The organism is Massilia agrisoli (genome assembly GCF_020831365.1).
Lineage (GTDB): Bacteria > Pseudomonadota > Gammaproteobacteria > Burkholderiales > Burkholderiaceae_D > Telluria_A > Telluria_A agrisoli.
Map to the genome: position 1 here is coordinate 161,998 of NZ_JAJHPV010000021.1, position 11,864 is coordinate 173,861.

At 63.0% G+C, this 11,864-nt stretch carries 10 protein-coding genes; 5 read left to right on the top strand and 5 right to left on the bottom strand.

Annotated elements, in window-relative coordinates:
- Positions 1–57: 57 nt before the first annotated feature.
- A complete protein-coding gene (gabD, locus tag LMJ30_RS19580; RefSeq protein ID WP_229434251.1) occupies positions 58–1,512 on the bottom strand; it encodes an NADP-dependent succinate-semialdehyde dehydrogenase in 1,455 nt (484 codons plus the stop codon).
- A 180-nt stretch (positions 1,513–1,692) separates the two neighbouring features.
- Here gabD and LMJ30_RS19585 point away from each other — a divergent pair, with 180 nt between their 5' ends.
- From LMJ30_RS19585 to LMJ30_RS19600, 4 genes are all read left to right on the top strand, one after another.
- Positions 1,693–3,036, top strand: coding sequence for a S41 family peptidase (locus LMJ30_RS19585; RefSeq protein ID WP_229434252.1), 1,344 nt, complete (start codon positions 1,693–1,695; stop codon positions 3,034–3,036).
- Positions 3,037–3,193: 157 nt separating this feature from the next.
- On the top strand, positions 3,194–3,955 hold the full coding sequence (locus tag LMJ30_RS19590; RefSeq protein WP_229434253.1) for a gamma-glutamyl-gamma-aminobutyrate hydrolase family protein: 762 nt from the start codon (positions 3,194–3,196) through the stop codon (positions 3,953–3,955).
- A gap of 120 nt (positions 3,956–4,075) precedes the next feature.
- Entirely contained in the window at positions 4,076–5,446 is a 1,371-nt protein-coding gene (locus LMJ30_RS19595; RefSeq protein ID WP_229434254.1) for a glutamine synthetase family protein, read from the top strand.
- Positions 5,447–5,472: 26 nt separating this feature from the next.
- Positions 5,473–6,894 (top strand): aspartate aminotransferase family protein, encoded by a 1,422-nt coding sequence (locus LMJ30_RS19600; protein WP_229434255.1) that lies wholly within the window; start codon positions 5,473–5,475, stop codon positions 6,892–6,894.
- Between the two features lie 47 nt (positions 6,895–6,941).
- Here LMJ30_RS19600 and LMJ30_RS19605 read toward each other — a convergent pair whose 3' ends face one another.
- On the bottom strand, positions 6,942–8,378 hold the full coding sequence (locus LMJ30_RS19605; protein WP_229434256.1) for a high affinity choline transporter 1: 1,437 nt from the start codon (positions 8,376–8,378) through the stop codon (positions 6,942–6,944).
- Positions 8,379–8,551: 173 nt separating this feature from the next.
- Here LMJ30_RS19605 and LMJ30_RS19610 point away from each other — a divergent pair, with 173 nt between their 5' ends.
- Positions 8,552–10,033, top strand: coding sequence for an aldehyde dehydrogenase (locus tag LMJ30_RS19610; RefSeq protein ID WP_229434257.1), 1,482 nt, complete (start codon positions 8,552–8,554; stop codon positions 10,031–10,033).
- Between the two features lie 22 nt (positions 10,034–10,055).
- On the opposite strand, the gene thpR is transcribed toward LMJ30_RS19610, so the two are convergent.
- From thpR to LMJ30_RS19625, 3 genes are all read right to left on the bottom strand, one after another.
- Positions 10,056–10,562 (bottom strand): RNA 2',3'-cyclic phosphodiesterase, encoded by a 507-nt coding sequence (thpR, locus tag LMJ30_RS19615; protein ID WP_229434509.1) that lies wholly within the window; start codon positions 10,560–10,562, stop codon positions 10,056–10,058.
- Between the two features lie 14 nt (positions 10,563–10,576).
- Positions 10,577–11,446 carry a 3-methyl-2-oxobutanoate hydroxymethyltransferase gene (panB, locus tag LMJ30_RS19620; RefSeq protein ID WP_371873056.1) on the bottom strand — a complete coding sequence of 290 codons (870 nt, stop codon included), beginning with the start codon at positions 11,444–11,446 and terminating at the stop codon, positions 10,577–10,579.
- Between the two features lie 69 nt (positions 11,447–11,515).
- A complete protein-coding gene (locus LMJ30_RS19625) occupies positions 11,516–11,863 on the bottom strand; it encodes a DMT family protein (RefSeq protein WP_229434258.1) in 348 nt (115 codons plus the stop codon).
- Between the last annotated feature and the right edge of the window lies 1 nt (position 11,864).

Here is an 11,864-nt window from a genome sequence, read left to right on the forward strand (position 1 = left end):
CATACGCTGTCGCCGGTGGCTCAGCATGGATTCCCGCTTGCGCGGGAATGACGTGTTTTATACCCCGCCCATGCAGATGTACTTGATGACGAGATAGTCGTCCATCCCGTACACCGAACCCTCGCGCCCCAGGCCCGATTGCTTGACGCCGCCAAACGGCGCGACTTCGTTCGAGATCAGTCCGGTATTGACGCCGACCATGCCGCTCTCGAGCGCCTCGGCAACGCGCCACACGCGGCCGATATCGCGTGAATAGAAATACGCCGCGAGGCCGAATTCGGTGTCGTTGGCCATCGCGATCACTTCGTCCTCGGTCTTGAAGCGGAACAGCGGCGCCAGCGGACCGAAGGTCTCTTCTCCGGCCACCTGCATCGATGTGGTGACATCGGCCAGCACCGTCGGCTGGAAGAAGCTATGGCCCAGCTCATGGCGCTTACCGCCCATCATCAGGCGCGCGCCTTTCGACAGCGCGTCGGCGATGTGCTGCTCGACCTTGACCACGGCCTTTTCCTCGATCAGCGGACCTTGCGTCACGCCGGCCTCGACGCCGTTGCCGACCTTGAGCTTGCTTACCGCAGCAACCAGTTTCTCGGCAAATTTTTCGTAAATCCCGTCCTGCACGTACAGTCGGTTCGCGCACACGCAGGTCTGGCCGGCATTGCGGTACTTGGACGCGATCGCGCCTTCCACGGCCGCATCCACGTCGGCGTCGTCGAACACGATAAACGGCGCGTTGCCGCCCAGTTCCAGCGACAGTTTCTTGATCGTCGGCGCGCATTGCTGCATCAGGATGCGGCCGACCTGGGTCGATCCGGTAAAGCTGACCTTGCGCACAATCGGGTTGCTGGTCATCTCGAGGCCAATCGCTTTGGAGTCGCCTGTCAGCACGCTAAGAACCCCTTTCGGCAAGCCCGCCCGTTCGCCCAGCACAGCCAGGGCCAGGGCCGAGAACGGCGTCAGTTCAGCCGGCTTGACCACGATAGGGCAGCCGGCAGCCAGCGCAGGGCCGACCTTGCGGGTGATCATCGCCGCCGGGAAGTTCCATGGCGTGATCGCCGCGCACACGCCGATCGGCTCCTTGGTCACAACGATACGGCGGTCCGGCCACGGCGACTGCAGCGTATCGCCTGCGACGCGCTTGCCTTCTTCGGCAAACCATTCGATAAACGATGCTGCGTAGGAAATCTCGCCCTTGGCTTCGGCCAGCGGCTTGCCCTGTTCCGCGGTCATGATCAGCGCCAGGTCGTCCGCGTTGGCCAGCATCAGGTCGTTCCAGGTGCGCAGGATCGCGCTGCGTTCCTTGGCGGTCTTCTTGCGCCACGCGGGCCAGGCCGCGTTGGCAGCGTCGATCGCGCGCTGGGTCTCGGCCTTGCCCATGTGCGGCACCGTGCCCAGCCGTTCCCCGGTTGCCGGGTTGACGACGTCGATCGTACTGGCATCATTCGCATCGCACCATTCGCCGTCGATGAAGCATTGCTGGCGCAGCAGGGAAGGATCTTTCAGGTTCAGCATGGCATTTCCTCAATCATGTTCGATGGTTCAGATATCACATACTAGCCCGTTTTTGCGCCGTGGGTTGGCGGCTGGATTGCACTTCAGGGTGCGAAATTTGCCGCCCATCGCATTCGGCGGGATTGCCGGGCAGGATTTGCTTAACATCGCGCTTGTCAAAATTCACAGGAGCTTTTTCAGATGGTCCGCAAGTTTATCCTCGCCGCCGCTTTGGCCGCGCTGTCCTCCCCAGGCTTTGCCGCTGCCGATCAGCTTGAAGCGCGCTTGTTCAATTCGGCCGCGCTCGCCAGTCCCTACAAGGCCGACATCAGCGACGATGAAAAGGTGGCCGGCCTGTCGAAGTTCTGGTCCGAAGTGAAGTACAACTTCGTGTTCGTCGACAAATTGAAGGAAATCGACTGGGACCAGCAATACCTCAACTACCTGCCGAAAGTGCGCGCCACCCGCTCGACCGCCGAGTATTACCGCGTGCTGATGGAACTGTGCGCCAGGCTCGGCGATGGCCATACCAACGTCTACCCCGCGAAAGAAGTGTGGGACCGCGACCTGGCGCGACCGCTGATCAAGACCCGCCTGATGGAGGGAAGGGTAATGGTGCGCGACGTCCTCGACGCGGGCTTGCGCGCGCAGGGCGTGGCGCCGGGCGTGGAAATTGTTGCGGTCGACGGTGAACCCGTCACGGCCTACGCCCAGCGCGAAATCGCGCCGTACCAGAGCGCGTCGACGAAGCAGGACCTCGACGTGCGCACCTACGCCTATGGTTTCCTCGTCGGCGCCATCGACAAGCGCCCGAACGTGCGCTTCCGCGACGCCAGCGGCAAAACGTTTGAATTGCCGGTGCAGCGCCACGGCATCGCCGGGATGATGAAAGTACTGACCCCGGCGGCGCCGTTCGAGTTCCGCATGCTGCCGGGCGACGTGGCCTATGTGGCGCTAAACACCTTCAACAGCGACGAAACGGCCGACAAGTTCATTGCCGCGTTCGACAAGATCGCCCAGTCGAAAGCCCTGGTCATCGACCTGCGCGACAACGGCGGCGGCAATTCCAATGTGGGCTTCCGCGTGCTGGCGACCCTGACGGACAAGCAGTTTGAAACCGGCAAGTGGGAGACGCGCAATTACCTGCCGACCTACCGTGCCTGGGGCAAGCCGATGCCCAACTTTGGGCAGGCAGACGAAAACTGGCAGCCCGACCTGAAGCATCAGTACGCCAAACCGGTGATCGTGCTCAGTTCCGCAGCAACCTATTCGGCCGCTGAGGACTTCCTGGTCGCCTTCGACGCCATGAAGCGCGGCACCATCGTTGGCGAGGCAAGCGGCGGCAGCACTGGCCAACCCTTGATGATCAGCCTGCCCGGTGGCGGCTCCGCCCGTATCGTGTCCAAGCGCGACACTTATCCTGACGGCAAACCTTTCGTCGGTGTCGGCATCCAGCCCAATATCCAGGTGAGCCCGACCGTTGCAGACTTGCGCAAGGGCCGCGACACCGTACTGGAGGCGGCACTGTTGACGTTAAGAAAGTAATCAAAGAAATAACTGTCGTGTTGGCATGGTTCGCCGCTTCCCGGTAAGCTCTACCTTCGTACACGTCAAAATTTGACGCGGATTAAGAGCCACTCGCGTTCAGCCGAGATAGGATTTATGATGGGCTGAACGCGACAACAACGGAAAGGTGAGACTCATGCGCCGCCCAATCGTTATCGTTCCAGCCTGCACGCGCGAGATCGGGGACCATCCCTACCATGCCGTCCAGTACAAGTACATCGACGCAGTTGTCCAGGGGGCAAGCTGCGCACCCCTGATCGTGCCTGCCCTGGGCGACGCTTTCGACCTTGAAACCGTGCTGGGCAATGCCGACGGCATCATGCTGACCGGGTCGGCCTCCAACGTCCACGCCAGCCATTACGAGCAGGACGTGCTGGACCTGAGCTTGCCGCTCGACCCGGCGCGCGACGCGACCACCTTGCCGCTGATCCGCGCCGCCCTCAAGCGCGGCGTGCCGATCTTCGCCATCTGCCGCGGCTTCCAGGAGATGAACGTGGCGCTTGGCGGCAGCCTGCACCAGGCGGTGCAGGAAGTCGCGGGCATGATGGACCACCGTGAAAACCCCGAAGACACGCTCGATAACCAGTACGGGCCAAAGCATCCGATCCAACTGGTAGCGGGCGGGCTGATGTCGCGCATTCTCGGCGGCGTCGATGAAATCGTCGTCAACTCCCTGCATGGCCAGGGCATCGACCGCCTTGGCGCCGGCATCGCGATCGAAGCGACCGCCCACGACGGGCTGATCGAAGCGTTCTCGGTGCCGTCGGTGGCGTTCGCACTGGCCCTGCAGTGGCACCCGGAGTGGCGGCTGCTGCAAAACCCCGATTCAATGAAACTGTTTGGCGCTTTCGGCCAGGCGTGCCGGGAGTACCAGGAAAGGCGCTTGGGCCTCAAATGATGAACCGGTGCCAGGAATGGGCCGCCTGCCGCGTGCCCTAGCGTCGCTCTCCACCCCGCCGATTCACGCGCGCGGCCAATGTTGGCCCTGCGCACCGAGCAAGACAATAGAGAGAGCATTATGGCAATTCGTGAAAACTTTACTTATACCGATATGGATTTGTGGCTCAATGAAAAACGAGTCACCGAAATTGAATGCCTGGTTCCCGACCTGACCGGCGTCGCCCGCGGCAAGATCCTGCCGCGCGCGAAATTTACCCAGGACCGTGGCATGCGCATCCCGGAAGCGGTGCTGGGCATGACCGTGACGGGCAACTACCCGGTCAATGACGGGCCGTACGACCGCGCCATTTCGGCCACCGACCGCGACATGATCCTGAAGGCCGACCCGACCACGATTACCATGGTGCCATGGGCCGCCGACCCCACCGGGCAGGTGATCCACGACTGCTATTTCGCGGACGGCAAACTGGTCGACTTCGCGCCGCGCACCGTGCTGCGGCGCGTGCTCAAGCTGTACGAGGACAAGGGCTGGAAGCCGGTGGTGGCGCCCGAGCTGGAGTTCTACCTGACCGCCAAGAACATCGATCCCGACCTGCCGCTGAAGGCGCCGATCGGCCGCAGCGGCCGCGCCGAAACCAGCCGCCAGGTGTATTCGATCGACGCGGTCAACGAGTTCGACCCGCTGTTCGAGGACATCTACGACTACTGCGAAATGATGAACCTCGACGTCGACACCCTGATCCACGAGATCGGCGCCGGCCAGATGGAGATCAACTTCCTGCACGGCGACCCGCTGGGCCTGGCCGACAAGGTGTTCTACTTCAAGCGCACCTTGCGCGAGGCGGCGCTCAAGCACGACATGTACGCCACCTTCATGGCCAAGCCGATGGCGGGCGAGCCGGGTTCTGCGATGCACGTGCACCAGAGCGTGGTGGACGCCAAGACCGGCTGGAACATCTTCAGCAACGAAGACGGCTCGTCGTCGCAGCTGTTCAAGCACTACATCGGCGGCCTGCAGCGCTACATGCCGTCGGCGATGGCCATCGTCGCGCCCTACGTCAATTCTTACCGCCGCATCGTGCGCCATACGGCCGCGCCGATCAACATCCAGTGGGGCCTGGACAACCGCACCGTGGGCTTCCGCGTGCCGGAATCGGGCGTGCAGGACCGCCGCGTCGAGAACCGCATCATTGGCGCCGACGCCAACCCGTATCTCGCGCTGGCAGTGACGCTGGCCTGTGGTTATCTTGGCATGACCGAGCAGCTGGAACCGACCGCCATGATGGGCGGCAGCGCCTACGACATGCCGTTCGAGCTGCCGCAAGGCCTGCCCGAAGCGCTGGCGCTGTTGCGCGGCGAGGACAAGCTGCGCACGGTGCTTGGCGAGCGCTTCATCGACGTGTACGCTGCCATCAAGGACCTGGAACACCAGGAATTCATGACTGTCATCAGTCCGTGGGAACGCGAGCATTTGCTGCTTCACGTCTGACCCTGAACGCAAAACGGGAGGCCATCATGGCAGCAATCGCAGAAACCAAAGCCGGGGTCCAGCAGGACTTCGACACCGCCGCCGTGCGCGAACTCGATTCGGCGCACTTCATCCATCCGTTCACCGACCACGCCGCGCTGGCGGCAAAGGGCGCGCGCGTGATGGTGCGCGGCGAAGGCATCTACCTGTGGGACTCGGACAACAACAAGATCCTCGACGGCATGTCGGGCCTGTGGTGCGTGAATGTCGGCTACGGCCGCACCAGCATCTCGCAGGCGGTCTACCGACAGATGGAGACGCTGCCGTTCTATAACAGCTTCTTCAACACGACCAACCTGCCGGCGGTGCAGTTGGCCACGCTGCTGGCGGAAATCGCCCCGCCGCAGTTCAAGCACGTGTTCTTTACCAGTTCGGGCTCGGAGGCCAACGACACCAATGTGCGGCTGGTGCGGCGTTACTGGGACCTGATGGGCTGCAAGGACCGCCACACCATCATCGGCCGCTACAACGGCTACCACGGCAGCACGGTGGCCGGGGCGGCGCTGGGTGGCATGTCGGGCATGCACGAGCAGGGCGGCATGATTCCGAACGTGGCCCACATCGGCCAGCCTAACTACGCGGAGTCAGGGCGCGGCATGACCGAAGCCGAATTCGGTATCGTGGCAGCAGGCTGGCTGGAAGAAAAAATCCTCGATCTCGGCCCCGAAAAGGTTGCGGCTTTCATCGGGGAACCGGTGCAAGGCGCGGGCGGCGTGATCATTCCGCCATCGACCTACTGGCCCGAGATCCAGCGCATTTGCGACAAGTACGGCATCCTGCTGATTGCCGACGAAGTGATCACCGGTTTCGGCCGCCTGGGCACCATGTTCGGCTCGGAGCTCATGCAGATCAAGCCTGACCTGATTACCTTCGCCAAGGGCGTTACGTCCGGTTACGTGCCATTGGGCGGCGTGCTGGTGGGCAGCCGGGTCGCCAGCGTGCTGATTGAAAAGGGCGGGGACTTCAACCACGGCTTCACCTATTCAGGCCATCCGGTGGCCTGTGCGGCGGCGCTGGAGAACCTGCGCATCATCCAGGAAGAGAATCTGGTGAATGCGGTGGCGGTCGATACCGGCCCGTACCTGCGCCAGAAGTTTGTATCGCTGGCCGACCATCCGCTGGTCAGCCATCCGGACGCCTGCGGTTTCGTCGCCGGGCTGAACCTGGTGAAGAAGAAGGCGGAGCTGGTGCACGACTGCGAGCCGTTCGAGTCGAGCGATGGTGTGGGGATGATCTGCCGCGGCCACATGTTCAACAACGGCATCATCATGCGCGCCGTCGGTGACCGCATGATCGTGGCGCCGCCGCTGGTGATGACCAAGGTGCAGATCGACGAGATGGTAGACCGTATCCGCGACGCGCTCGACGCCACGCTGGCCGACCTGCGCCAGCGCGGCCTGTTCCGCTAAAGCACGGCGGATGCGGCCTCCGGCCTTATCCGCCCTACCTGTCAAGGCTAGATTTCGCGGCGGTCTTCCAGCACTTGCGGCAGCACCGATCCGGCGAACATCCCCACGAACGCGGCCAACAGGCCGGCCAGCTGGCCCGGGAAGTGCTCACCCAGGCTGGTAATTTGCGGGAAGAAGATAATCCACGTTCCCAACCCCGCCGCCACCGAGGCGATCGCGCCCTGGGTCGTTGCGCGTTTCCAGTACAACCCCATCACCAGCGGTACGAAGGCCGCTACCAACGTCACCTGGTAGGCGGTCGACACCAGCTCGTAGATCGAGGTGCCCTGCATGGCGATGGCGTAAGCCAGCACCAGCGCGGCAAACACCACGATCGTGCTGCGCATGGCGAACAGTTGCTGGCGGTCGCTCATCCCCGGACGCAGGTGCTTGAGGATGTTCTCGACAAAGCTCGTGGACGGCGCCAGCAGGGTGGCCGACGAGGTGCTCTTGATTGCCGACAGCAGCGCGCCGAAGAAGATGATCTGCATAATCAGCGGCATCTTGGTCATCACGAAGGTCGGCAGCAGGCGCTGGTAGTCGTTCTTAGCCATCGCCAGCCCAGCGTCGCCCATCACTAGCACCGCGCTGGCCACGATGAACATCGGGACGAAGGCGAACATGATATAGCTGGCGCCGCCGATGATGGCGCCGGTGCGCGCGGTAGGCGCGTCCTTGGCCGACATCACGCGCTGGAACACGTCCTGCTGCGGGATACTGCCAAACATCATCGTCACACCCGCGCCGATGAAGAAGACGATGTCGTTAAAGGTCGGCGGCGGCAGGAAGCGCCACAACTGGCCCTGGTCGGCCATCGCGAATACCTGGCCGGCGCCGCCCGCCAGCTCGGCCGAGAAGAAGGCGATGATCGACAGGCCGATCACGAGAACGATCATCTGGATGAAGTCGGTCAGCGCCACCGCAAGGAAGCCGCCCACCACCACATAGATCAGCACTGCCAGGGTGCCGACGATCATGCCGGCAGCTTCAGACATCGCGCCATTGGTCAGCACCGTGAACACCAGCCCAAGTGCCGTGATCTGCGCCGCGACCCAACCAAGATAGCTCATGATGATGGCGACCGAGCAGAACACCTCGATGCCCTTGCCGTAGCGCTGGCGGTAATAGTCGCCGATGGTCAGCAGGTTCAGCTTGTACAGCTTGGCGGCGAAGAACATACCGACCAACACCAGGCACATGCCAGCGCCGAACGGATCTTCCACGACCGCGTTCAGGCCGCCCTGCACGAAGCGCGAGGGGATGCCCATCACGGTTTCGGCGCCGAACCAAGTGGCGAAGGTGGTGGTCACAACCATGATCAGCGGCAGGCTGCGGCCCGCGACGGCGAAATCGGTGGTGTTCTTGATGCGGGTGCCCGCCCATACCCCCAATGCAAGCGTGCCCAGCAAATACAGCACGACAGAGGTAATCAAGGTGTAATTCATGTATATGAGCTCCGCGCTGGGAAATTGCCTGACTGGAAAATTGGGCGATTATAGCTGTAGAAAGCACGCTTATCGACGGCAAAAATGCAAAAAAACCCGGCATGCGCACATAATTTCCGTTGTCAGTTAAGCTATAGGCGGGTTTCGACCGTTACCAGTTTCAGGAGCGATACATGGCACAGTGGCACGAGCGCGCCAGCGCATTGAAAATCGATGGACGCGCCTACATCGGCGGGCACCGGGTGTGGGCCAATTCGGGGCAGCAGTTTGAAAACGTGTCCCCCGTCGACGGGCGTAAGCTGGGGATGATGGCGCGCTGCGACCGCGCCGACGTCGACCTGGCGGTTGCTGCGGCCCGCGCCGCCTTCGAAGACCGGCGCTGGGCCGGCAAGGCTCCGGCGGCGCGCAAGCGCGTGCTGGTGAGGTTCGCCGAGCTGATGCTCAAGAACTCGGAAGAGCTGGCGCTGCTCGAAACGCTCGACATGGGTAAGCCGATCAAATACAGCCAGGGCGTCGACGTCGCGCTGGCGGCCAACTGCATCCGCTGGTATGGCGAGGCGATCGACAAGATCTACGACCAGATCGCGCCGACCGGCGAAGAATCGCTGGCGCTGGTCACGCGCGAGCCGGTCGGCGTGGTGGGCGCGATCGTGCCTTGGAATTACCCGATGCTGATGGCCGCGTGGAAGATCGGGCCGGCGCTGGCGGCAGGGAACAGCCTGGTGCTCAAGCCGTCCGAAAAATCGCCGCTCACCGCGCTGCGCATGGCCGAAATCGCCATTGAGGCGGGCCTGCCTGCAGGTGTCTTCAATGTGGTGCCCGGCTTCGGCCATGAAGCCGGGGCTGCGCTGGCCGAGCATATGGACGTCGACTGCATCGGCTTTACCGGCTCGACCCGCACCGGCCGCGCAATCCTGCGCATGGCAGCCGAATCGAACATGAAGCGCGCGTGGACCGAGCTGGGGGGCAAATCAGCCAACATCGTTTGCGCAGATTGTCCCGACCTCGACGCCGCGGTCAGCGCCGCCATCGGCTCGATCTACTTCAACCAGGGTGAAAGCTGCAATGCGCCATCGCGCCTGTTTGTCGAAGCGTCGATCAAGGAGGCGTTCATCGAGAAAGCGCTGGCGATGATCCCGCGCTACGCGCCGGGCGATCCGCTGGACGAGGACACGATCATGGGCGCCATCGTCGACGACGCGCAGATGAAAACCGTGATGGGCTATATCGAAGCGGGCAAGGCCGGCGGCGCCAAGCTGCTGGCGGGCGGGGAAGCGGTGCGCCTGGACAGCGGCGGCTACTACGTCGCGCCTACCTTGTTCGACAAGGTCGACAACAGCATGCGTATCGCTCAGGAAGAGATCTTCGGGCCGGTGCTGTCGGTGCTCACGTTCACCGACGTGAATGAGGCCGTCAAGCAGGCCAACGCCACGCCGTACGGCCTGGCCGCTGCGGTGTGGACCGCCGACATCAGCAAGGCCATCAAGGTGTCGCGTGCGCTGCGTGCGGGTACCGTGCACGTGAACCAGTACGACAATGACGACATCACGGTGCCGTTTGGCGGCGTCAAGCAGTCCGGCAACGGGCGCGACAAGTCGCTGCACGCCTTCGACAAGTACACCGAGCTGAAGACAACCTGGATCCAGGTCGGCTGAAGGCGCGCATCCGCCGCTTCGGCTAGCTATATTGTTGAAGCACGCTGTATCCGCCGGCAGTCGATTCCATCAGCGCGTAGCTGTCGACTGCCCACGTCAGGGCTGGACCGCCCTCCGGAGGCGCCGCCTTGACGGCGCGCCGCGCCATCGTCACGTGCGGCTTGAAGGCGCGCTCCTCGACCGGCATGTCGAGCCGTTGCAGTGCGCCGCCAAGATCCGCATGTAGCTGCACCAGCTGTCCCGGCGCGGCGTGCGGCTCAAGCACGGCGATCCCGTGCGGCCACAGTTTCGGCTGGCCGAATTCAATCGCAAAGGGTTCAAACGGCACCGCCAGCGCCTCGCGCAGTTCGGCAATGCGCGCGGTGCTGACGCTGCCGAGGAAGTGCAGCGTCATATGCAGGCGTTCGTTCTTCACCGGGGTCGCGCCGCGCGGCCAGTTCCAGGCGTCGCGCCAGGCGCGCAGCACATGCCGGACCTGCGGGTCCGGCCACAGTGCGATAAACAGCCTTGACTGGGCGTCGCCGTTCATCACGCTGCCTTCCTTTAGAAGCAGTGCTCCGGTCCCGGGAAGCTGCCGTCCTTGACCGCATGGACGTAGGCCGACACCGCTGCTTCAATGGTGGTCTGGCCATCCATGAAGTTCTTGACGAACTTCGCTTTACGGCCCGGGAACACGCCCAGCATGTCATGCATGACCAATACCTGGCCGGAGCAATCCGGGCCTGCGCCAATGCCGATGGTCGGAATCGCCAGGATATCGGTCACTTCCTTGCCAAGGCCTGCGGGAATCGCCTCGATCACCAGCATCGCGGCGCCGGATTCCGCCAGCAGCACGGCGTCGGCCTTGAGCTGGTCCGCGCTTTCGATCGTTTTGCCCTGTACCTTGTAGCCGCCCATCTGGTGTACCGACTGTGGCGTCAGGCCGAGGTGGGCGCAGACCGGAATGGCGCGGTCGGTCAGGAAGCGCACGGTGTCGGCCAGCCAGGCGCCGCCTTCGATCTTGACCATGTGGGCGCCGGCCTGGATCAGCTTGACCGCGTTGTCGAATGCCGCTTCTTTGGTCGCATAGGTGCCGAAGGGCATATCGGCGACCACCATCGCACTTTTGCTGCCGCGCGCGACAGCCGAGGTGTGGTACGCCACTTCGGCCAGCGTGACCGGCAAGGTCGACTGGTGGCCATTGCATACCATCCCGAGCGAATCACCGATCAGCAGCACGTCAACGCCACAGCGGTCCATTAACGCGGCAAAGCTGGCGTCGTAGCAGGTCAGCATCGAGATCTTGGTGCCAGCGGCGCGCATCGCATTGAGCGATGGAATCGTGACGGCTTTGGTGACAACCGGGGCCGCAGGCGCGCCGGGGACCTTCGGATCGCTGCCAGCCATATCTTTACCCTGCAAGTAACCGCTCATATTATTCCTTTGATATCGAATTTGACGCCAACGGCGATAGTGTAATGCCAACCGCGCGAACCTGCCCGGTCAGGTGCGGAAGATGAAGTAGACGGCGCCGACCAGGCACAGGCCGGCCCAGACGTAGTCGAGTTTGAAAGGCTGGTTCATGTAGAACATCGCAAACGGCACAAACACGGTCAGCGTAATCGCTTCCTGCAGGATCTTGAGCTGCGCGAGGCTGTATTCGGTGTGGCCGATGCGGTTGGCGGGGACCTGCAGCAGGTATTCGAACAGCGCGATACCCCAGCTGACGATGGCGGCGTACCACCACGCCTTGGACGACATGTTCTTCAGGTGGCCGTACCACGCGATCGTCATGAAGACGTTGGACAGCACCAGCAGGCCGGTGGTCTGGACGATGACCGGAATCTGCATG